General features: G+C 74.9%; 18 protein-coding genes and 1 riboswitch. Of the genes, 6 read left to right on the forward strand and 12 right to left on the reverse strand.

Features of this window, described 5'->3' with window-relative positions:
* Positions 1 to 7: 7 nt before the first annotated feature.
* Together ACZ6S8_RS05315 and ACZ6S8_RS05320 are read right to left on the reverse strand one after the other, a co-directional pair.
* Positions 8 to 1,597 (reverse strand): RNA polymerase sigma factor, encoded by a 1,590-nt coding sequence (locus ACZ6S8_RS05315; RefSeq protein WP_469452657.1) that lies wholly within the window; start codon positions 1,595 to 1,597, stop codon positions 8 to 10.
* A 215-nt stretch (positions 1,598 to 1,812) separates the two neighbouring features.
* Positions 1,813 to 2,574 carry a class I SAM-dependent methyltransferase gene (locus ACZ6S8_RS05320; RefSeq protein WP_469452659.1) on the reverse strand — a complete coding sequence of 254 codons (762 nt, stop codon included), beginning with the start codon at positions 2,572 to 2,574 and terminating at the stop codon, positions 1,813 to 1,815.
* Positions 2,575 to 2,631: 57 nt separating this feature from the next.
* A riboswitch (ZMP/ZTP riboswitch) is annotated at positions 2,632 to 2,725 on the forward strand.
* Between the two features lie 61 nt (positions 2,726 to 2,786).
* Between ACZ6S8_RS05320 and ACZ6S8_RS05325 the strand changes: the two genes are divergently transcribed.
* Both ACZ6S8_RS05325 and ACZ6S8_RS05330 read left to right on the forward strand, forming a co-directional pair.
* A complete protein-coding gene (locus tag ACZ6S8_RS05325; protein ID WP_469452792.1) occupies positions 2,787 to 3,632 on the forward strand; it encodes a bifunctional 5,10-methylenetetrahydrofolate dehydrogenase/5,10-methenyltetrahydrofolate cyclohydrolase in 846 nt (281 codons plus the stop codon).
* Between the two features lie 136 nt (positions 3,633 to 3,768).
* On the forward strand, positions 3,769 to 5,370 hold the full coding sequence (locus ACZ6S8_RS05330; RefSeq protein ID WP_469452661.1) for a peptide MFS transporter: 1,602 nt from the start codon (positions 3,769 to 3,771) through the stop codon (positions 5,368 to 5,370).
* On the opposite strand, the gene ACZ6S8_RS05335 is transcribed toward ACZ6S8_RS05330, so the two are convergent.
* The 5 genes from ACZ6S8_RS05335 to ACZ6S8_RS05355 form a co-directional block, all read right to left on the reverse strand.
* Positions 5,345 to 6,541 carry an MAB_1171c family putative transporter gene (locus tag ACZ6S8_RS05335; protein WP_469452663.1) on the reverse strand — a complete coding sequence of 399 codons (1,197 nt, stop codon included), beginning with the start codon at positions 6,539 to 6,541 and terminating at the stop codon, positions 5,345 to 5,347. The two genes, ACZ6S8_RS05330 and ACZ6S8_RS05335, sit on opposite strands and share 26 nt — an antisense overlap.
* Entirely contained in the window at positions 6,538 to 8,067 is a 1,530-nt protein-coding gene (locus ACZ6S8_RS05340) for an NAD(P)/FAD-dependent oxidoreductase (RefSeq protein WP_469452665.1), read from the reverse strand. Before ACZ6S8_RS05340 ends, ACZ6S8_RS05335 begins: the two co-directional genes overlap by 4 nt.
* An 83-nt stretch (positions 8,068 to 8,150) precedes the next feature.
* The gene (locus ACZ6S8_RS05345; protein WP_469452666.1) at positions 8,151 to 8,717 is read right to left on the reverse strand and encodes a toxin-antitoxin system, toxin component; all 567 of its coding nucleotides are present in this window, start codon (positions 8,715 to 8,717) and stop codon (positions 8,151 to 8,153) included.
* Positions 8,714 to 9,739, reverse strand: coding sequence for a hypothetical protein (locus tag ACZ6S8_RS05350; RefSeq protein ID WP_469452667.1), 1,026 nt, complete (start codon positions 9,737 to 9,739; stop codon positions 8,714 to 8,716). Before ACZ6S8_RS05350 ends, ACZ6S8_RS05345 begins: the two co-directional genes overlap by 4 nt.
* A gap of 204 nt (positions 9,740 to 9,943) precedes the next feature.
* Positions 9,944 to 11,509 carry a DUF6056 family protein gene (locus ACZ6S8_RS05355; RefSeq protein WP_469452669.1) on the reverse strand — a complete coding sequence of 522 codons (1,566 nt, stop codon included), beginning with the start codon at positions 11,507 to 11,509 and terminating at the stop codon, positions 9,944 to 9,946.
* A 351-nt stretch (positions 11,510 to 11,860) separates the two neighbouring features.
* On the opposite strand from ACZ6S8_RS05355, the gene ACZ6S8_RS05360 reads away from it, so the two are divergent.
* Positions 11,861 to 13,351, forward strand: coding sequence for a glycoside hydrolase family 15 protein (locus ACZ6S8_RS05360; protein WP_469452670.1), 1,491 nt, complete (start codon positions 11,861 to 11,863; stop codon positions 13,349 to 13,351).
* A gap of 63 nt (positions 13,352 to 13,414) precedes the next feature.
* Here the strand turns inward: ACZ6S8_RS05360 and ACZ6S8_RS05365 are convergent, their stop codons facing one another.
* Positions 13,415 to 15,571 (reverse strand): PIG-L family deacetylase, encoded by a 2,157-nt coding sequence (locus tag ACZ6S8_RS05365; protein ID WP_469452672.1) that lies wholly within the window; start codon positions 15,569 to 15,571, stop codon positions 13,415 to 13,417.
* A gap of 324 nt (positions 15,572 to 15,895) precedes the next feature.
* On the opposite strand from ACZ6S8_RS05365, the gene ACZ6S8_RS05370 reads away from it, so the two are divergent.
* Together ACZ6S8_RS05370 and ACZ6S8_RS05375 are read left to right on the forward strand one after the other, a co-directional pair.
* Positions 15,896 to 16,204 (forward strand): hypothetical protein, encoded by a 309-nt coding sequence (locus ACZ6S8_RS05370; protein WP_469452674.1) that lies wholly within the window; start codon positions 15,896 to 15,898, stop codon positions 16,202 to 16,204.
* A gap of 256 nt (positions 16,205 to 16,460) precedes the next feature.
* Positions 16,461 to 16,883 carry a hypothetical protein gene (locus ACZ6S8_RS05375; protein ID WP_469452676.1) on the forward strand — a complete coding sequence of 141 codons (423 nt, stop codon included), beginning with the start codon at positions 16,461 to 16,463 and terminating at the stop codon, positions 16,881 to 16,883.
* Here the strand turns inward: ACZ6S8_RS05375 and ACZ6S8_RS05380 are convergent.
* On the reverse strand, positions 16,869 to 17,660 hold the full coding sequence (locus ACZ6S8_RS05380; RefSeq protein WP_469452678.1) for a helix-turn-helix domain-containing protein: 792 nt from the start codon (positions 17,658 to 17,660) through the stop codon (positions 16,869 to 16,871). The two genes, ACZ6S8_RS05375 and ACZ6S8_RS05380, sit on opposite strands and share 15 nt — an antisense overlap.
* A 141-nt stretch (positions 17,661 to 17,801) precedes the next feature.
* On the opposite strand from ACZ6S8_RS05380, the gene ACZ6S8_RS05385 reads away from it, so the two are divergent.
* On the forward strand, positions 17,802 to 18,107 hold the full coding sequence (locus tag ACZ6S8_RS05385) for a 4a-hydroxytetrahydrobiopterin dehydratase (RefSeq protein ID WP_383926263.1): 306 nt from the start codon (positions 17,802 to 17,804) through the stop codon (positions 18,105 to 18,107).
* Between the two features lie 45 nt (positions 18,108 to 18,152).
* Here the strand turns inward: ACZ6S8_RS05385 and ACZ6S8_RS05390 are convergent, their stop codons facing one another.
* The 3 genes from ACZ6S8_RS05390 to ACZ6S8_RS05400 form a co-directional block, all read right to left on the reverse strand.
* Positions 18,153 to 18,572, reverse strand: coding sequence for an RICIN domain-containing protein (locus ACZ6S8_RS05390; RefSeq protein WP_469452680.1), 420 nt, complete (start codon positions 18,570 to 18,572; stop codon positions 18,153 to 18,155).
* Positions 18,573 to 18,590: 18 nt separating this feature from the next.
* Complete coding sequence (locus ACZ6S8_RS05395; protein WP_469452682.1) at positions 18,591 to 19,439, reverse strand: aldo/keto reductase; 849 nt, start codon at positions 19,437 to 19,439, stop codon at positions 18,591 to 18,593.
* A gap of 114 nt (positions 19,440 to 19,553) precedes the next feature.
* Positions 19,554 to 20,324, reverse strand: a complete 771-nt coding sequence (locus ACZ6S8_RS05400) for an ABC transporter ATP-binding protein (protein WP_469452794.1) — start codon at positions 20,322 to 20,324, stop codon at positions 19,554 to 19,556.
* Between the last annotated feature and the right edge of the window lie 6 nt (positions 20,325 to 20,330).

A 20,330-nucleotide genomic window follows, 5' to 3' on the forward strand; every position in this document is an offset into this window, starting at 1 on the left:
GGCCGACTCAGTCGAGGTAGTCGCGCAGCACCTGCGAGCGCGACGGGTGGCGCAGCTTCGACATGGTCTTGGACTCGATCTGGCGGATGCGCTCACGGGTGACCCCGTACACGCGGCCGATCTCGTCCAGCGTCTTGGGCTGGCCGTCGTTGAGGCCGTAGCGCATGGAGACCACGCCCGCCTCGCGCTCCGAGAGCGTGCCCAGGATCGACTGGAGCTGCTCCTGGAGGAACGTGAAGGACACCGCGTCCGCGGGCACGACCGCCTCGGAGTCCTCGATGAGGTCACCGAACTCGCTGTCGCCCTCCTCACCCAGGGGGGTGTGCAGGGAGATCGGCTCGCGGCCGTACTTCTGGACCTCGATGACCTTCTCGGGGGTCATGTCGAGTTCCTTGCCCAGCTCCTCCGGGGTGGGCTCGCGGCCCAGGTCCTGGAGCATCTGGCGCTGCACGCGGGCGAGCTTGTTGATGATCTCGACCATGTGCACGGGGATGCGGATCGTGCGCGACTGGTCGGCCATGGCACGCGTGATCGCCTGCCGGATCCACCAGGTCGCGTACGTGGAGAACTTGAAGCCCTTGGTGTAGTCGAACTTCTCCACGGCGCGGATCAGGCCGACGTTGCCCTCCTGGATCAGGTCCAGGAAGAGCATGCCGCGGCCGGTGTAGCGCTTGGCGAGGGAGACCACGAGGCGGAGGTTGGCCTCCAGCAGGTGGTTCTTCGCCCGGCGGCCGTCCTCGACGAGGATCTCCAGCTCGCGCTTGAAGGCGGGCTTGTGGTCCTCCTCCTCTTCGAGCTTGTACTCGGAGAACAGGCCCGCCTCGATGCGCTTGGCGAGCTCGACCTCCTGCTCGGCGTTGAGGAGCGGCACCTTGCCGATCAGCTTCAGGTAGTCCTTGACGGGGTCGGCGGTGGCACCGGCCACCATGACCGTCTGCGCCGGGGCGTCGTCCTCGTCGTCGTCGGACAGGACGAAGCCCGCGGTGCCGCCGGGCTTGACGGGGGTCTCCTCCTCGGCCTCGTCGGCGAGGTCCTCGGCCGCCCAGTCCTCGCCGACGGCGGGGGTCTCGCCCTCGTCGGCGTCCTTGGCGCCCGTCTTCTTGGCGGCCGCGGCCGTCTTCTTCACGGCCGTCTTCTTGGCGGCGGTCTTCTTGACCGTGCGCTTCTTCGGCTCGGCGGCGGCGTCCGCCGTCACCTCGTCCTCGGTCGCGGCGGCCGGCGAAGCGGATATCGCCGCAGCGGTGGCCGCGGCCGCGCTGGCCGAGGTCTTGCGGGCGCCGATGGGGCGGGGCGGGGCCGCCGCCTTCTTGGTCACGGCGCGTGCCGGGGCGGCGGCCGCCTTGCGGGGCTTCTTGGCCGCGGCCTTGGTGGCGGGGGCCGCGCTGACGTGAAGGGCGACACCCTCCTCGTCCAGGACCTGGTTCAGGCTGCGCAGGACCCGCTTCCACTGGTCCACCGGGATGCGACCGGCCTCGAAGGCCTGGCGCACGTCGTCACCGTTGATGTGACCCTGCTCGCGGCCGCGCTCGACGAGCGCGACGAGGGCCTCCGATTCGGCGATCTCCGGAGGGAACGTACGGGACGGGCTGAGCGACACAAGGAGCCTCTCGTTGCGAACAGATAAAGGGTGGGCGGGACATCATCGCGCGAACTCGGGAAACAGACCCGAGGGGGGTCTGTATTCCGGGGCCGCGCGAGGACACCTGTCGGTTCATCGCATGCCCGAGTCGATTCGTTACGCGCTGAATTGAGTGACCTGCGCCACGCTGTGTCCGCGCAACCGATCCGGCGCGGTTCCGTCCGCCCTTTTCGTCAGCCCGTTTTGCGGGCTTCGATCAGGAAGCGGGCGGTCTGCGCGACGAACGGGCCGCTGCTTTCGATCTGTTCGTGCAGCTCGCGCAAGCGGTCCCGGTACTGCCCGACCGTGAAGCCGGGCACCATCCAGATCACCTTCCGCAGAAAGTAGATCACGGCTCCGATGTCGTGGAACTCCGTCCGCAGCCGCTCGGAGCGCAGCTCGACGACTTCGAGGCCCGCCCCGGCGGCGGCGGCGACCGCGTCGTCGGGGTGCCGGCCGCGCCGGATCCGCTCCGGCTGCGGGCCGAGGAAGTACTCGACGAGCTCGAAGACGCTCGCCGGGCCGACCTGCTGGGAGAGGTACGTGCCGCCCGGCCGCAGGACCCGCGCGATCTCGTCCCACCAGACGGTCACCGGATGCCGGCTGGTCACCAGCTCGAAGGCCCCGTCGCCGAAGGGCAGCGGCGGCTCGTCGGCGTCCGCGACCACGGCTGCGCCCAGCGGGTGCAGCAGCCGGGTCGCCTTGTCGATGTTGGGCGGCCAGGACTCGGTGGCGACCGTCAGCCGGGGCAGGGGGCCGGCCCCGGCGAGCACCTCGCCGCCGCCGGTCTGGATGTCGAGGACGGATCCCACCCGGGCCAGCCGCTCGCCCAGGAGCCGCTGGTACCCCCAGGAGGGGCGCTGTTCCGTGGCCCGGCCGTCGAGCCACGAGAAGTCCCAGCCGTCGACCGAAACGGATTCGGCCTCGGCGACAAGATGGTCGAAAGTGCGCGTCATGCCCCGATCGTCCCAGGCCGCGGGCCGGGTAACCACCGGATATGTCGACTACAGTGGTCGGCGGGCCGTGACTGGCGTTCGGGTGGATCACCACCGGGGAGCGGCCCGGCGTACGGATGTGCGCCGACTGCCGCGCGCCTGGGCGAACCGCTATCCCGCAGCGACGTTCAGGAGACCCCGTGACGACTGCCCAGACCGCCGGTGCCCAGCTCATGGACGGCACCGCACTCGCCCGCCGCATCTCGGAGCGGACCGCCGAACTCGCGGCCGCGATCACCGCGCGCACCGGTACCGCGCCCTGCCTCGCGACCGTGCTGGTCGGCGAGGACCCCGCGTCGGTGACCTACGTCCGCATGAAGCAGAACCGCTGTGCCAAGGCCGGCATCACCTCCCGCCACGTGGAGCTGCCGGCCGCGACCACCACCGGGGAACTGGTGGCCGCCCTCACCGCGCTCTCCGCGGACCCGGAGGTCAGCGGCATCCTGCTCCAGCACCCCGTCCCGCACCACATCGACGAGCGCGCCGCCTTCGAGGCCATCGCCCCCGGCAAGGACGTCGACGGGGTCACCATGCACTCCTTCGCCGCCATGGGCTTCGGCCTGCCGGGCTTCGTCTCGTGCACCCCCGGCGGCATCATGCGCCTGCTGGAGGCCTACGACGTCGACCTCACCGGCAAGCACGCCGTCGTCGTCGGCCGCAGCGCCATCCTCGGCAAGCCGGCCGGGATGCTGCTGCTGGAGCGCAACGCCACCGTCACCTACTGTCACTCCCGCACCGTCGACCTCCCGTCGATCGTGCGCCAGGCGGACGTGCTGGTCGCCGCCGTCGGCAAGGCCGAGTTCATCCGGGGCGAGGACATCAAGCCGGGCGCCGTGGTCCTGGACGCCGGGTACAACGAGGGCAACGTCGGCGACGTCCACTTCGAGTCGGCCGCCGCCCGTGCCTCGCTGATCACCCCGGTGCCCGGCGGGGTGGGCCCGATGACCATCGCCGTCCTGCTGGAGCAGACCGTACGGGCCGCCGCCGAGCAGGCCGGGCTGGACCTCGCGGACCTCTGACCCCCTCCGCGCGCACCGCGCACGGCGAACGCCCCGGGCCCTTGGGCCCGGGGCGTTCCGTATCCGGGGGTAACGGGCCGAAAGGCCGATCCGGGGCCCGTCCCGCCGGGGCTGCACTGAACAGGTGAACCCCTCGATGGACATGCGGAAGCAGGATCCGGCGCCGTGCGCGCCCGGCGAGCGCGGTGCCCCGGGCGAGCCGGCCGGGCGGAAGGCCTGGCGCAAGGGCGGGCCCGAGGCCGGGCGCAAGGCCGGGCGCAAGGGCGGGCGGCACCCGCGCGGCCTCGCCACCCTCGTCCTCACCGAGCTGTGGGAGCGCTTCAGCCTCTACGGCATGGTCGCCATCCTCGTGCACTTCCTCGCCGCCTCCCGCGCCCACGGCGGCATGGGCCTCCACCAGGGCACGGCCGAGGCCGTGGAGGGCGTCTACATGGCCATGATCTCGCTGCTGGCCCTGCCCGGCGGCTGGATCGCCGACCGCTTCCTGGGCGCCCGCCGGGCCGTCCTGTGGGGCGGGGTGGTCATCATGGCGGGCCACGCCCTGATGGCCGTACCGGGCCCCGCCTTCGTCTGGCCCGGACTGGCCCTCATCGTCGTCGGCACCGGGCTGCTCAAGCCGAACATCTCCGCCCTGGTCGGCCGCCTGTACGCCGCGGACGACGACCAGCGCCGCGACGCCGGCTACTCGATCTTCTACATGGGCATCAACCTCGGCGCGGTCATCGCCCCCCTCGTCGTCGGCTACCTCGGCGAGGAGGTCGACTGGCACCTGGGCTTCGGCGCCGCAGCCGTCGGCATGGCCCTCGGCCTGGTCCAGTACGCCCTCGGAGGCCGCCGGCTCGCCGGGCAGCTGCGCGAGGAGCCCGTGGTCCGGCTGACCCCCGCCGAACGGACGCGGGTGCGGCGCTCGTCCGCGTACGGGCTGGTGTTCACGGCCTCCCTGATCGGGCTGCTGGCCGCCGCGCACGCCCTGAGCATCGACAACGTCACCTTCGTGCTGACCGTCGTCGCCGTGGTCGTCCCCGCCGGCGTGCTGCTCTCGATGTACCGCAGCCCCAAGGTGACCCCCGTGGAGCGGACCCGGCTGCGGGCGTACGTCTGGCTCTTCCTCGCCGCGACGCTGTTCTGGCTGGTGTACGACCAGATGGGCAGCGAGCTGAACCTGTTCGCCGCGCAGAAGACCGACCTCAGCCTGCTCGGCCTGCACGTCCCGGCCAGCTGGACGCAGTCCCTGCCCTCGCTGTTCGTGATCGTCCTGGCGCCGCTGTTCGCCGCCTTCTGGGTGCGCCGCGGCCGGCGGATGAGCACCCCGCTCAAGTTCGGCCTGGCCCTGCTGCTGACCGGCGCGTCCTTCGTCGTGATGTCCGGCGCGGCCGCCATCGCGTCCACCGGCGTGAAGGTCTCCCTGATGTGGCTGGTCGGCGTGTACGTCATCCAGGTCATGGGCGAGATGTGCCTGAGCCCGGTGGGCCTGTCGGTCACCACGAAGCTCGCGCCCCGCGCCTTCACCAATCAGATGATGGGCGTCTGGTTCCTCGCCGCCGCCACCGGTGACGCGATCGGCGCGCAGCTGCCGCGGCTCGACGCCGTGATCGGGCAGAGCCTCAACTTCCTGTGGCAGGGCGCCGTGGTGATCGCGGCGGGCGCGGTGATGGTCCTGTTCACGCGGCGGCTGAAGACCCTCACGGGCGAGTCTCCCGCGGCCACTGCGCTCACGGGGGCGGCGGGGACGGCCTGAGGCCCCCCGGGCGCGCCGGCGCGGCGCCGCCGCGGCACCGGACGGCCGCGACGACCGGGGAGCAGCGGAACTCCCGCGCCAGGTCCGTCAGGGCCTGGCAGTCCAGCCGGTACGGCTCGGGGTGCGGCTCCTCCCCGGCGGCCCGGCCGCGGCAGGCGGCGGCGAGCACCGCAGCGTCCGCGACGATGCCGGCCCGCTCCTCGCCGAGGCCCTGGGCGCGCGCGGCACGGTACGCGGCGCACCGGACGGCCGGGTCGAACCAGCGCGCGAGGGCCAGGATCCCGTCGTCGATCACGGACTCGCGGTGGATCAGCCGGATGCCGACCGGCGACCACCAGTTCATCGGGACCGTCCGGACCTGGGACGCGGCGAACCCGCGCAGCTCCTTCCACAGCGGGTGCAGCCGCCGGTACTGGCTGAAGTCCCGCCAGGCCGCCGACCCGCCGATCAGCGGCACGATGAAGCCGGAGCCCACCATCAGGGCCGCCGTCGAGGCCAGCGGCGGCGCCAGGTCCGTGGACAGCCGGTCCCAGTCGCGGCCGGTCCAGCGGGCGCAGAGCGCCGCCCACTTCGCCGCGTTGTAACCCAGGTCCAGCAGCCCGCCCAGCACGATCAGGGCCAGGCCGGTGCGCAGCGGGCGCAGCGAGGTGTCGGCGTGCCGCAGCCACATCCCGCACAGCCCGGTCAGCGCGGAGGTGCCCACGGTGTGCGCCAGCAGGTAGCAGACGATCATCTCCCGGATCCACGGGGTGTTGGCGTAGTACGTGTCCAGGTCCCGGAGCCGCTCCTCCGGGGCGTCGCCGATCACGAACAGGGCGACGATCAGCAGGGTGACGGTGCCGAACACGGCCACCGTCAGCCGGGTGGCCCGCCGCACCGCGGCCGGCGGACCACCGGCCCAGTGCAGCACCAGGACGACGCACGACCCGGAGAAGGCGGTCAGCGTGCCGAACACCAGCGGCGCCGAGAAGTTGACCACGCCGGTGAGGCGGTTGACCGCGGCGATCGTCGGCGGCGCGGCGAGGACCATGACCAGGCAGCCGACCAGCAGCAGCGCGCACACGGCCCGCATCAGCGGCTGGTCCCAGCCCCGGCGCAGCGTCGGCAGCTTGACGAGCAGGACCAGGCTCAGCACCGCGCCCGGCGCGTAGAGGATGACACCGTCCGTCATCGGGCCCGGCCGACGGGGTCGGCGGGGCCCGCGTGTCCGGCCGCCTCACCCGCCCCGGCTCCGGGATCCGGGACGGGCCCGGCGCTCTCGCGGTCGGGCCCGGGGGTCGGGCGGTCGGGCCCGGCGGAGTCGCGGTCGAGCCCGGCGACCGTGCGTTCGGCCGCGGTCAGCGGCGGAGCCTTCAGCGCGCCCCGGTCCGAGGCCCGCAGGACCTGCCAGACCACCGACGGGCTCAGCCAGTGCGTCGGCGCGCTGCTCATCGTGATCACCTGGAGGAACGCGGCGGTCAGCGCCTCCCGGGTGGTCGCGCCGGTCATCAGCCGGCTGACGTACGCGTTGAGCGCCCCGGCGCCGGCGCGCGGCTTCATGCCCGTGGCGCCCGGGTAGAGGATGTCCTGCGAGGTGGCCAGCTCCCACGCGGTGCCCACCTGCGGGGCGATCGCCCGCTGTGCGTCGCGGCCGAAGCCGGGGTGGGAGAGCCCCTTGGCGCGGAGCAGGGCCCGGACGCCCAGCAGCCCCTTGGCGGCGACCGTCATGCCCTGCCCGTACAGCGGGTTGAAGGTGGCGACCGAGTCGCCGACGGCGAAGAACCCGTCGGGCAGGTCGGCCTTCTCGAAGTAGACCCGCCGGTTGGCGGTGCCCTGGGTCACGGCCACGTCCGTGAGCGGCTTGCGCCCCTCCAGGAGCTCCCCGACGATCGGGTCCCGGATGCCCTTGGCGAACGGGATGAACTGCTCGGGGTCGCCGGTGGGCTGGCCGCCGCGGGTACCCGAAAGGGTGGCCTGCCACTGGCCGTCCTCGATGGGCACGATCGTGGCCGTCTGGCCCGGGACGGGCACGCGGGGGTCGGACTGCACGTTGACGATGGGGAAGCCCAGCTCGTGGGCTCCGGCGGGCGCCTCGAAGATGCGGGTCGCGTAGACCAGGCCGGAGTCGACCTCGGCCTGTCTGACGTCGCCCGCGCCGAGCTCCCGCAGCCACGCGCGGGCCCGCGAACCGCGCCCGCTCGCGTCGACCACGAGGTCGGCGCTGATCAGCGCGCCCTCCGCGTCCGGCGTGTCGACGCGTACGCCGGTGACGCGGGCGGCCGTGCCCTCCAGGCTCCGGACCCGGCTCCGTTCCAGGGTGGTGACGCCGTCCAGGGCGTTCACCCGGGCGCGGACCACCGAGTCCAGGAGGTCGCGGCTGCACGAGACGTTGAACTGCTTCTCCCCGTACCGGGGGATCCAGCCCTGGGCGGTCTTGGTGACCAGGTCGGTGGGGAGGCTGCGGCGGATCGCGCCCGCCGCCGTCCAGTCCTCGGTGACGCCGGGCAGTATCTCCTCGATCGCGCGCGCACCGCCGGACCACATGACGTGCACGTGCCGGGCCTGGGGGAGCCCGCGGCGCGGCGCGGGGCTGTCCGGGAAGGTGTCCGCGTCGATGATCGTGACCGTCGCGTGCTCGGCGAGGACGGCGGCCGCGAGGAGGCCGGCCATGCTGCCGCCGATGACGACGGCGCGGCGGGGCGGAGAAGACTGGGTCATCGTGTGGTGCTCTCTGTCGGGGCCGTGCGGAGGCATCGGCGCGAAGGGTGCGGCGGGGGCGGCCGAGGTCACGGGCGTGACGCTCAGCGGCCCCAGCCGAGCGAGGTCTTGATGCGCTCGATCGCCTCGGGGAACTGCTCTTCCCGGGGTGGCGGCAGGTACGGCTTGAGGATCTTGCCGAGGTACAGCCCGAAGATCTCGGCCCGGATCTCCGCGGGGTCCCCCCGGTCGGCCCGGGCGGCGACGTGCCGGACGACGGCGCTCAACCCCGTGTCCCCGCGCAGCAGTTCCTCCAGGCCGCGGTGGTGCCCGGCCCGTCGCGCGGCGACCGCGGGGCCCGGTCCGTGGCGGTCGCAGGTGCCCTCGTCCAGGTGCCACAACTCGTGGCAGGCGATGACCAGCTGGTGCTCGGGCCGGGTGCGCTCCTCGATGACGAGGAGGTCGCGCTCGTCCATGTCCAGCCACAGGCCGCTGGCCGTGTCGGGCGGGAAGGAGGCGAACCGGAAGTCGACCTTCCGGCCGCTGCCGCGGCGCCGCCCGTAAGCGGCGCACAGTCCTCCGATGATCCCGCCGGCATCGGTGGGCGGCGCCAGCCGCGCGCCCGCGAGCAGGTCGCGGCCGAGCCTGCGCATCGCCCGTGTGGTCCTCATGGTGCTTCCCCCTCGGCGGCTGAGCCGCCGGTCGCCGGCGTCCCGTCCCCGGCCGGACGGCCGAGCTGTCCCTCGCGCGCCAGCAGGTCGTCCAGGTGGTCGGCGAGGGACTTCCAGCCCCGCGGGGAGAGCCGGCCGGCCCGCGCGACGATGCTCCGTACGTCGTGCGCCCGCAGTACGGCGAGCAGCGGGTTCTCCTCCGGCCGTTCCGCGGACCGCAGTTCGTGCTCGATCCCGGTGAGCGCGGTGGTCAGCGCCTCGGTGTCGTCGGCCAGCAGGAAGCCGCCGTCGACCCCGTAGAACCGCTGGATGCCGGCGGCCGCGGCCAGGTTCGGCAGTCCCTCCCCCTGGGCGAGGCGGGTCAGCGACTGGCCGGACGCGTCGAAGGAGCGGGCGATCGCGGAGAGGGAGTGGGGGTGCCCGTCCCCCCGTAAACGGGTGCGCCGCAGGTGCTCGAACCGCTGGTGCACCTGTTCCTTCAACGGGAGCCGGGGCGGCCTGCCGTCGAGGGTGAGGCGGATGTCCCCGGGGGTGATCCCGGTGCGGTACGACAGGTGTTCCAGCCCGCCCGGCCCCTCGGGGGCGGCGGAGCCCGACAGGGCCAGCGCCCGCTCCACCGCGCTCTTGGCGTCGGCCAGCAGGAAGCCGGCGTGCACCCCGAAGAACCGCTGTACGCCCGCCGCGTGGCCCAGCCGGGGCAGTCCGGTGCCCGCGTTGAGCGGGCCGAGGGAGGCGCCGGGCGCGTCGAAGTCCTCGGCGATGGCGGCGAGCGGCCACTCCCGGCCGTGCTTGTCGAGACGGGTGGCGCGCAGCCGCAGGAACCGCTGGTGCACGCGCCGCTCCAGCGGCGTCGCGGGAGCGGTGCCCGCCACCACCCCCGCGATGCGGGCGGGTTGGACCCCGCTGAGGTGGCTGAGCCGCTCCTCGTCCAGCGGGTCGCAGGAGCCGGGCCCGCGCCGCCGTGCCAACTCCTCGACGCGGCGCCAGAGGGCGGCGAGGTCGGGGCGGGCGGGGTCTGGCACCGGCTGATGCTCCGTATGTCGACAGGGCGTTCGAGCGGTCTGGCTGCGTGCAGCCTAGCCGTCCGCTCCCGGCCGAACCAGGAAAACCCCCACGTTTCCTGATCTCCGCCTCAAGAAAGGTGGGGGCGCGCCCGCTTGCCGGACGGCCGGCTCCGCGTTCCGCCCTGCTCCTGCTCCTGCCCGGCTCCCGCTCCGGGCCGCCGGTCAGTCGCGGTGGATCCGGTCGACGCCGTACCACCGCGCCACGCAGCCGGCGACCCAGTCCCGCTCGTAGTCCCCGGTGAAGAACGGCTCGGCGAGGCTGCCGATGTGCAGGGGCCGGTAGCCCACGTCCGTGACGCCCCGGGCCACTTCGGCGCGGATGCGGGCGTTCTGCGCGTCCCAGGCCACGGAACGGGTGACGGTCGCGGTGGTCAGCCGCTGGACGTCCGGGACCAGCACGGCGACGGAGGCCAGCGTCAGGCAGCCCGCCGCGACGGCTCCGCCCACCAGGACCGCGTCGGCGGTGCGCCGGTCGAGCCGGCCGGGCAGCCACCGGGCGGCCCAGGCGCCCAGCAGGGCGCCGTAGCCGCACAGCGCCAGTTCCATCGGCACCAGGTAGCTCGTCCAGGTGCGGGCGTACGTCCACCCGCTCGGGCCGTACCCGCTGCGCAGGCCCACCACCACCGCCAGCGACCCCAGCACCACCACGGCCACCGGGAGCAGCAGCAGGGCCGCCAGCGTCGTGCGCGGTACGGACCGCGGTCCGGCGCCCGCCTCCCGGCCGGACCGCTTCCCGCGTCCGCGGTGCCGGATCGCCAGGCCCAGCAGGACGCCCGCGGTGACGGCTCCCAGGTAGGCCCACCGGCTGCCGACGGAGTCCCACATGAACAGCCAGTCCCGCACGGTGCCCCGGAGTTCGCCCGCGGAGAGCAGGGACTCCTTCTCCGGCTGCTGAGCCCGACGCCAGCGGGCGCCGGGCGAGGTGTAGAGCACGACCAGGCCGCAGAGGAGCCCGGAGCACCAGAGCAGGCACCACACCAGGGGGCGCCGGCTGCGCGCCAGGCCGAGACGGGGCAGGCAGAGCAGTCCGACGCCCGCGGCGAGGATCCCGCTGACGAGCGCGAACGGCTCGCTCAGCGTGCCGAGCGTGAAGGCGATGAGGAACGCCGAGACGCACCCGGCCGTACGGACGCCCGCGCGGGGATGGCCGACGGTCCGGACGGCGAGCAGCAGCGCCCACACGCCGATGACGCTCGGCAGGGTGTGGGAGATGGTGGCGGGGGCCCACAGCAGCACCTGATAGCTGCGGGTGCCCGCGAAGTACAGCAGCGCCTGCACGACCAGGGCGCAGGCCGTGAGCACCAGGACCGGGGGCCTGCCGCCGAGGAAGCGGGCCGCGTGCCGCCCGAGCAGGACCAGGCCGATGGTGAAGGAGACGGCGATGACCGTCGGCAGGACCTTCGTCCCGGCCGGTCCGTCGCCGTAGACGAGGCCGCTCAGGAAGGCGTTGGCGATCCTGCCGTTCTGCGTCGAGTAGAAGTCGGCGGTGATGCCCAGGACCCCCATGTCCCGGGCCTTCCACGCGGCGCACCAGTCGTCGGACGTGGGCCGCACGTAGAGGCCGAGGAAGCAGCCGACGGCCGTCAGGGCCCCGGCCGCCGCGACGAGTGTCGCCCCGGCCACCGGGAGGATCGTGCGCAGGGCGGGGCGCCGGCCGGTGCGCGGGCCGGGCCCGGGGGAGGGGGCCCGGACGCCCTCGTCCTCGTCCTCGACCGCAGCAGTGGTCATCCACCACCCCTTCGCCGTGGGGCCCGGCCGGAGGGGCGGCCGGTGCGCCCCGCCGACGGCGGTGATCGCACGGCCCGTCGAACACCCATGATGTGCACGGCACGCCGCCCCCGGCATCCGGTGATGGGCCGGTCCGGGCCGGTCCGGGCCGGTCCGTGCCGTGCCGTGCCGTGCCGTGCCGTGCCGTGCTGTGCTCCGTGCCGCGGGGCCCGGGCGCTCCCAGCCGCGGGGCTCCCGGCCGGGGAGCGCCGCTCACCCGGCCGGCGGGCCTTCCGTGGCGGCCTCCGTACCGGTCTCCCAGGATGGGGACTCCAGGTCGGCCGCCGCGCGGACCCGGCGGAGGGAGTGGCGGTGCCCGGTGTCCTGCTCGTCCGGTGGGCGGCCGTAACGGCGGCCCTGGCGTGCGCCGCCGTCCCCGTGTGCACCGCGGCGCCGCCGTCCGCGGGGCGGGAGACCGGCGCGGCGCGGCCGGCGCTCCTGCGGCCCGCGGGCCACCACGACCGCGGCGGGGCCGAGCACGAGACGGCCCGCCTCTACGGGCCGAAGCCGATGCAGGCCGTCCCCGCCGTCGGCGTGCTGTCCAACACGACCGCCGCCGAGGGCGTCCCGCCGTCCGTCGCCGAGGGCGCCCGCTACGTCCCGGGCAGCAACGTCCTGCGGCTGGCCTCCGGACGGCTGATGTACCTCCCGGCGGACCGGACCGCGTCGGCCGTGGTCGCCGCCGACCACCTGCCGGCGTGGTGGCAGATCGCCCGCAGCCGCGCCTGGCTTGCCTCCGGCCGGGTCCCGGGCCGGACGCCGGCCCAGCGCACGGCCGCCGAGCGGGCGCTCCTTGCCATGCGCGCGCTGCTCCGGCCGAACGGCGCCCTGGCGGCCGGGTGGAGCCCGGGCTGGAAGTACTCCTGGCCGCGCGACTCCAGCTTCGCCTCCGCCGCGTTCGCGCACACCGGCCACGACGCCGAGGCGTACCGGATCCTGCGCTACAGCGCCGCGACCCAGCGCGCGGACGGCACCTGGGAGGCGCGGACGAAGCTCGACGGAACCGGCCCGCCCGACGGCCGGCGATGGCAGCTCGACGCCGGCGGCTGGGTGCCCTGGGCCGCCTGGCAGTGGTACCGCACGGCCCCGCCGGCCACCCGCACGGTCCGCCTGGCCGCCCTCTACCCGATGGTCCGCAAGGCCGCCGACCACGCCGCGGGCTCGCTGCGAGCGGACGGACTGCCCCCGGCCTCCCCCGACTACTGGGAGCTGGCGACGCCCGCCGCGAACATCGGTACGGCCGCGCCCCTGCTCGCCGGGCTCAACGCCGCCGCGGACCTCGCGCGGGAGGCGGACCGGCCGGCCGAGGCCGCGCGCTGGTCCGCCGCCGCCCGGCGGCTCTCCGCGGGGATCGCCGCCCGCTTCGCCCCCGCGGGATACCAGCGCACCGCCGACGGCCGGCACGGCCACGACAGCGCGGTGGCGTTCATGGCGCCGCCCTTCAACACGGCCCCCGCCGGCCTGCCCCGCGCGCTGGACACCACGTACCGGGCGCTGCTCCTGCCCAGCGGGGGGCTGACCCCCGGCAACGACCCCGCGGCGCCGTGGGGCGGGAGCGCCTGGACGCCCAGTACGGCCTTCTTCGCGCTCGCGTGGGCCGCGTCCGGGCAGCCCGGGAAGGCGGGACCGGTCCTGGACTGGATCCTCTCCAAGCAGAACTCCCTCGGCGAGCTGCCGGAGAAGGTGGACCGGGAGGGCAGGCCGTCCTCGGTCGCGCCCCTCGCGTGGACGGGCTCGATCGCCGTGCTGGCCCTCGTGGCGCTCGACGGCACGCCGCTCCCCACGCCGCCCCCGCCGCCGTGACGGCCGGACCGGCGGTGCCCGGACGGGACCCGTCCCGTCACCGGCCCCCGCCGGGCACTCGGGTCAGCGCTGCCACCCGGAGCCGGCGCGCGCGGCCTGCGCGAGCATCGAGGGCGGTACCGCGCCGTGCCACGGGGAGGACGGCGGGAGGCCGCCGACCGGTTCGGACCCGGCCGGGGGAGCCGTCGTGACGTGCAGGCCGGCGTCCAGGCCGAGGGCGGCGGCGACGGCCGTGCCGTCGGGCTGCGCCACGGCCGCCGGGGCGCCGGTGTAGAGCATCCGGGATTCGGACCAGGACGGTGCGCCGCCGGGGCCCTCCGACAGGCCGGCCGTGCCCGTGCCCGCACGGCCCGTCAGCAGCCGGCCCGCGACGCCGACGGCGCCGTAGCCGCCCTCGCCGCCCGCCCCGGTGACCGGGGAGAACGCCGGGGCGGGCCCGTCGGCCGTGGCCAGGGTCGTGCCGACGGCGCCGGTGCCCGGCTGACGGAAGTACAGCCCGACGCCGTCGTCGCGCGCGCTCGCCGAGAGCGGGCCGGTGGTGGCCGGCAGTCCGGTGGGGAACGGGCCGCGCAGCGGGGCGTCCGGCGTCGGCCGCACCCAGGCCAGCACGCTCCGGGCCGTGGCCGCGTAGACGTGGCTCCGCCCCGAGGAGTCGGTGGCCGTGACCGGGTCGCCCTGCAGCCCGGCACCGCCGAGGGCCTGCCACGCGCCGAAGGGGCCGTCCGGAGCCGCCTGCGCGCGGGCGCGCAGGGTGCGCGCGGAATCGCGTACGTACACCGTCAGCCGGCCCGTGGGGTCCACGGCGACGGCCGGTGCACTGATCGCCGAAGTGCCGGGTACGTCCTTCGTGTCCGGGGTGCCGAGCGACCGCCACGGCCCGAAGGGGCCGTCGGGCGCGGTCTGGACGGCGTACACGAGCGAGCGCCCGTACCCTTGGGGCGTCGTACCCAGGGCGGTGCGGGTGCCGAACACGGTGACCCTCCCGTCGGGCAGCCGGGCCGCCGTCGCGCCCGCGTCGAGCCCGGCGCCCGGCAGGAACCGGGGCCCCTGCCAGGCGGAGCCGGAACCGCCGCGCGTCCAGTACGCCATCCGGCCGTCCAGCACGGCGAAGGCCCACAGCCGGCCGGCGACGCCCTCGGTCAGCCAGGAGGTGCCCTCGCCCCGGCTGTAGCGGATGGCCCGGTTCCATCCGGCGCCGGTGGGCCGGGTCGCGGTCTTGCGGTCGCCGCAGCCGGCGGGGCTGCCGCACCAGTCCCGGTGGTCGGTCCAGGCGTAGGTCTTGAGGTAGCCGAGCTTCTCCTCGGCCGCCTGCGGGCCGAGCGTCGGGGGCAGGGAGCTGTTGGGGTAGCTCACGTAGTTCTGGACGGAGAAGTGCGGCCGGCCGGCGACGCCGTCGCGCCCGGACCCCGCCCCCTCCGACGTGGCGTAGCGCTCGGCCGCCGCCTGCACGAACCGGGCGCCGTACACGTGGTCCTGGTGGTCGAGGAACGCCCCGCCCGGCGACCGGCCCGGCGTCGGGTCCTGCGTCCGTATCGTCGTCGGCCGGTACCGCGCGAAGACTCCCGCGATGGCCTCGACGGCCTGGTCCCTCGTGTACGAGAACGGCGCCGCCACCGGCGTTCCGGACGTCAGCTGGGAGCCCAGGGCCGGGACCCTGCCGTCCCACAGGCCGCGCAGGCTGTCCGGGGTGTCGTCGGAGATGCTGCGGGCCTCGCGCAGCTGCATCCACACCAGGCTGACCTGCGGCCTCGCGACGAGGACGTCCACCTCCGCGCCGCCCCCGCCGGCGGTGGGGACGGCCGTACGCCGCCAGGCGCCGGCGCGGTCCCCGGTGGCCATCTCCGCGTAGGCGGCCCGTATGCCGTTCTGCCGGGCCTCCGCGTAGGCGGCGCGGTCGGCGGGGCCCGCGGGGTCCTCCAGGTGCGGGCTGTGCGCCTCGTTGCGGCCGTCGGACTCGCCGGAGGTGAGGTAGACGGTGGCGACCTCGACGCCGGTGGATATGGAGCGGCTCAGGTCGGGGTTCATGAAGAACAGGTCGTCGTCGGGGTGCGCGACGACCTGGACGACCGTGCCCTCGGTCACACTCGGACGGAGCCCCGCCCCCAGCGCGGTCGGCTCCGGCGCACCGCCGCGCCCGTAGGCCCAGGTGGTCACCCCGGTGGCGCCGACGGCGAGCGCGGCGAGCAGGGCCGCGAGACGGGTGCGGCTGGCCAGGTACATCGAGAACGCCTTGAGGATCGGTCCGGTGCGGAATTCCGCTGAGGGGGCGGGTCGGTGCCCTGGGGGCTCCACCGCTTCCGGAGGCGACCGGGGCCGATTGTGCCCCACGCGTTTGCGACTGACACAGCATCAAGCGGCATATGAAGCCAAATCAGATTGAATGCGCTGTTTTGCCATAATGCCCTTTTTGATATGACTCGCCCGGCTGGTCTCGGCGGTCCGGACCGGCCCGTTCCCCCTACCGCTCGCGGCCGCCCCGCGCCATGCTGACCCTCCGGTTCCGTCGCGGTTGCGGGGGCGGGGGAGAGAGGGGGGGCGGGGAGCGTGGCCGACGACGTGCTCACGGAGCGCCTGCACCGGCGCATCCGGTCGGACTTCCCGGACGAGCGGGCCGCACGGGGCGTCGCCGACGCCCTGCGGGCGCTGGTCGCGGACCTGGGGCCCGACGGGATGCGCGGAACGAGCGCCGAGCGGCTGGCGGCCGCCGTGCTGCTCGTCGCCCGCGGCGACGTCCGGCGGCTGCGGACGGCGGTGGCGGCGGCGAAGACGGACTGGCGCGACCTGCTGGTCGCCGCCGAACTGGCCACCGCGGACTGGCCCACCCGCCTGGACGGGAAGCTGGGCCCCTCCTGAACCCGCCCCTGCTGCGCCCGTCCCTGCTGCGCCCACCCCTGCTGAGCCCGTCCTCCTGACCCCGCCCCGGGCCGGTGGCCGCGGACCCGGGTGCCGGCCGGCATGACCGGGCGGAGGCGGTGGCCGTTACCCCGCGGGTAATCGACCCGGCGGGTGGGGCGGCGCAGAGTGGGCGTGCGGGTTCCGGGGTCGCGCACTCGGCTCCGGGGCCCGTACCCGACCGGTGCGTCCCCCCTTCGACGGAGGCTGATCTCCCATGTCCGCAACCCTTCTCGGCAGCATCGCCCGCACCCCCGAGCCGCAGGTCGCGCTGCGCCGGTTCCTCGCGCTCGACGCCGTGGTCACCACCGCCAACGGAGTCGCCTACCTGGCCTTCCCCGCCGCGCTCGGACGGCTCCTCGGAGTCGGGGAGGGGCTGCTCCTCGGCCTGGGGGTCCTGCTGGCCCTGTACGGCGCCGGCGTCGCGTGGCTGGCCTCGCGGCGGCAGCCGCCCCGCCTCCCGGTCCGGCTGGTCGTCGAGGTGAACTACGCCTGGGCGGCGCTCAGCCTGGTGTCGCTGGTCGTCTGGTTCTCGCCCACCACGGCGGGCCTGGTGTGGATCCCGGCGCAGGCCGTCACCGTCGCCTCGTTCGGCGTGCTCCAGCAGCTGGCGCTGCGGTCCGGATCAACCCTCCAGTGACCGCAGGTACTTCGCGGTCGCCGGGTCGGCCGGGAGCATCGTCTCGATGGCCAGCTCGGCGACGGTGACGTCCATCGGGGTGTTGAAGGTGGAGATGGACGACACGAAGGACAGCACGTGCCCGTCGTGCTCGATCACGAGCGGCAGGGCGATGTACGCGGCGGCCTCCTCCGGCTCCGCGCCGCCCGGCCGGTCCGGCGCCGGGTACGCCGACACCTCCTCGTACAGCTCCCGCAGCGCGCGCGAGCGGGCCAGCGCGATCTGCCGTTCCATCTGGGCCAGCAGGTGACCCCGCCACTCCCCGAAGTTGTGGATCCGCGGCGCGAGGCCCTCCGGGTGCAGGGTGATCCGCATCGCATTCAGCGGCGGCGTCAGCAGGTGCTCCGGCAGCCCGTCCAGCAGCATGGCGATCCCCCGGTTGGCCGCCACCACCGTGTACGTCCCGTCGACGATCAGGGCCGGGTACGGCTCGTAGCCGGTCAGCAGCCGCTCCAGCCCCTCGCGCAGGGCCGCCATCGCGGGGGCGTCGAGCGGGGTGTGCGCGTACCGGGGTGCGTAACCGGCCGCCACCAGCAGCGCGTTGCGGTCCCGGACCGGCACGTCGAGGTGGTCCGCGAGCCGCAGCACCATCTCCTCGCTCGGCCGCGACCTGCCGTTCTCCACGAAGCTGATGTGCCGGGACGAGGAGTCGGCGCGCCCCGCCAGCTCCAGCTGGCTGATGCCGCGCCGCTCCCGCCACGTCCGCAACAGGGCACCCACGCCGGTCGTCGTCGTCATGCCCCGACGTTAGCCGAGCGCGCCACCGCCACCCGGCGTGCCGCTCGAAGGCACAGGAGGGCGCACCATGGCGCGAGAGGGTCGCCGCAGCGCACGCTGTGGGATCCTTGACACCCCGTCACGAGGAGAAGGAGCCGCCCGATGCCGAGTGAGCCGCTGTCGCAGAAGGAGATCGAGGACCGGCTGCGGGAACTCCCCGGCTGGGCCTTCGAGGACGACCGCATCATCCGCACCTACCGGCTGGGCACGCACTTCGCCGCGAGCGCCCTCGTCGCCCACATCGCCGCCGTCCAGGACGAGTTGAACCACCACTCGGACCTGACCCTCGGCTACGACACCGTCCGCGTGTCGGTCAACAGCCACGACGCCGGCGGCGCCGTCACCGAGACCGACTTCGCGCTCGCAGAACGGGTCGAGTCCCTCGCCCCGGCCCACGGCGCGAGCTGACGCCGCCCCCCGTCCCGACGCCCCCAAGGGCCGGGGCCGCCGCCGCTACGCGCGCTCCAGCCGCCACCACTGGCCCGGCGAGTCCGTGTCCTCGCACTGGCGGGCCCGGCCCTCCGCGTCCGCCTCCAGCGGGAGACCGCTGATGGCGGCGACGAGCGAGACGACGCCCGGGGCGTCGAGGTGCTCCTCGACCAGCCACTCCTGCGCCCCGAAGGCGTTCGCCTTCCACACCTGGACGCGGGCGCCGCTCTCCGTCGAGGCGTTCGCCACGTCCAGCCGCCTGCCGTTGTGGACGCTCACCAGGTGGAACAGGCCCCCGCCCGCGTGCACGGGCGAGACCTCCCACCGCACCGCCTCCGGCACCGGGCCGGCGGGCGCGACCACCACCCGGTTGCCGGCCTCCACCTGGAGGAGGAGCCCACTGGCGACGTTGCGGACCAGGTAGGTCCCGTCCGGGACGTTCACGCGCGAATCCCCCGGCCCTCAGACGTCGAAGACGGACGGGTCGGGCCCGATCCGGCGGCCCGCGGCGCCCGCGCCCAGCGCGTCCAGCGCCGCGACGTCGTCGGCGTCCAGCTCGAAGCCGAACACGTCCAGGTTCTCCCGGATCCGGGCCGGGGTCACCGACTTGGGGATCACGACGTTCCCGTGCTGGAGGTGCCAGCGCAGGACCACCTGCGCGGCGGAGCGCCCGTGCCGGGCGGCGATCGCGGCCACCGCCGGCAGCGTCAGCAGCTCCTTGCCCTGGCCCAGCGGGGACCACGCCTCGGTGACGATCCCGCGCTCCGCGTGCAGGGCGCGCAGTTCGGTCTGCGGGAAGAGCGGGTGCAGCTCGATCTGGTTCACGGCGGGCACCAGCGCGCTCTCCGCGGCGAGCCGGTCCAGGTCCGCCGGACGGAAGTTCGACACGCCGACCGCCTTGGCGCGGCCGCTCTCGGCGAGCTCCTCGAACGTCTTCCAGATGGAGAGGAAGTCGTCGCGCATCGGCCGCGGCCAGTGGATCAGGTACAGGTCGACGTGGTCCAGGCCCAGCTTCGCCAGCGAGTCGTCGAACGCCCGGAGCACCTCGTCGCGCCCCCACGACTGCGACGGGCCGTTCCACAGCTTGGTGGTGACGAACAGGTCCCCGCGCGCCACGCCGGAGCCCGAGAGGGCCTTGCCGGTGCCGGCCTCGTTGCCGTAGACGGCCGCCGTGTCGACGCTGCGGTAGCCCGCTTCCAGGGCCGTGCCGACGGCCTGCTCCGCCTCCTCGTCCGGCACCTGCCAGACGCCGTAGCCGAGCTGCGGCATGAGCGTGCCGTTGTTGAGCTTGATGGTGGGGACCTGGTTCACGTCTGGCCGTTCCCTCGCGTCGGTTCGGTTGCGCCGTACGGGGGCGGCAACCGGCCTCCCGTACGACGTATTCCCGCCCGGCCCGGCGCCCGCACCGTACGGCGGGCCGCCCCGTCAGGAGGTCCCCAGGTACGCCTCCCGCACCGACGGGTCGGCCCGGACCTGCGCCGCGGTCCCCTCGGCCAGCACCGCCCCGAGGTCCAGGACCACCACCCGCGTGCAGAGGTCCATCACGAACGCCACGTTGTGCTCGACCAGCAGCACCGCGCAGCCCTCCTCCCGCGCGAGGCGGCGGATCACCGCCGCGAGCCGCTCCCGCTCGGGCGCCGACATGCCCGACGCCGGCTCGTCCAGCAGCAGCACCCGCGGCGGGTCGGCCACCGCGCGGGCCAGCTCCACCATCCGGGCCTGCCCGACGGGCAGCCCGCCCGCGTACGAGGCGCCGAGCGCGCCGATCCCGCAGCCCGCCAGCACCCGCTCGCCCCGGGCCCGCCGCTCCCGCTCCCGGGCCCGCCGGGCGGGGAAGGCCAGCAGGTCGGCGGCGATCCCGCCCCCGCCGCCCCGCCACTCCTGCGCCACCAGCACGTTGTCGGCCACGCTGAGCTGGCCGAACAGCTGCTGGCGCTGGAAGGTCCGGCGCATCCCGTGCCGGGCCCGCCAGACGGGGGAGCGGCGGGTGACGTCGGCGCCGTCGAGCAGGATCCGCCCCCGGTCGGGCCGCCGGATGCCGGACAGCACGTCGAACAGCGTGGTCTTCCCGGCCCCGTTCGGCCCGATCAGCCCGCACACCTCACCGGCCCGGACACCGAGGTCCACCCCGGTCAGGGCCCGGACACCGCCGAACCGGACGCTGACGCCCACGGCCCGGAACACGTCACCGGTCATGTCGCC

It is taken from the genome of Streptomyces sp. NPDC048461, from assembly GCF_055587105.1.

Excerpts from the sequence above, each read along its gene's own strand:
- ACZ6S8_RS05400 (WP_469452794.1), bottom strand. The coding sequence starts at position 20,324 with ATGACCGGTGACGTGTTCCGGGCCGTGGGCGTCAGCGTCCGGTTCGGC.
- ACZ6S8_RS05325 (WP_469452792.1), top strand. The coding sequence starts at position 2,787 with ATGGACGGCACCGCACTCGCCCGCCGCATCTCGGAGCGGACCGCCGAA.
- ACZ6S8_RS05340 (WP_469452665.1), bottom strand. The coding sequence starts at position 8,067 with ATGACCCAGTCTTCTCCGCCCCGCCGCGCCGTCGTCATCGGCGGCAGC.
- ACZ6S8_RS05335 (WP_469452663.1), bottom strand. The coding sequence starts at position 6,541 with ATGACGGACGGTGTCATCCTCTACGCGCCGGGCGCGGTGCTGAGCCTG.
- ACZ6S8_RS05385 (WP_383926263.1), top strand. The coding sequence starts at position 17,802 with ATGCCGAGTGAGCCGCTGTCGCAGAAGGAGATCGAGGACCGGCTGCGG.
- ACZ6S8_RS05330 (WP_469452661.1), top strand. The coding sequence starts at position 3,769 with ATGGACATGCGGAAGCAGGATCCGGCGCCGTGCGCGCCCGGCGAGCGC.
- ACZ6S8_RS05320 (WP_469452659.1), bottom strand. The coding sequence starts at position 2,574 with ATGACGCGCACTTTCGACCATCTTGTCGCCGAGGCCGAATCCGTTTCG.
- ACZ6S8_RS05380 (WP_469452678.1), bottom strand. The coding sequence starts at position 17,660 with ATGACGACGACGACCGGCGTGGGTGCCCTGTTGCGGACGTGGCGGGAG.
- ACZ6S8_RS05345 (WP_469452666.1), bottom strand. The coding sequence starts at position 8,717 with ATGAGGACCACACGGGCGATGCGCAGGCTCGGCCGCGACCTGCTCGCG.
- ACZ6S8_RS05375 (WP_469452676.1), top strand. The coding sequence starts at position 16,461 with ATGTCCGCAACCCTTCTCGGCAGCATCGCCCGCACCCCCGAGCCGCAG.
- ACZ6S8_RS05355 (WP_469452669.1), bottom strand. The coding sequence starts at position 11,509 with ATGACCACTGCTGCGGTCGAGGACGAGGACGAGGGCGTCCGGGCCCCC.
- ACZ6S8_RS05365 (WP_469452672.1), bottom strand. The coding sequence starts at position 15,571 with ATGTACCTGGCCAGCCGCACCCGTCTCGCGGCCCTGCTCGCCGCGCTC.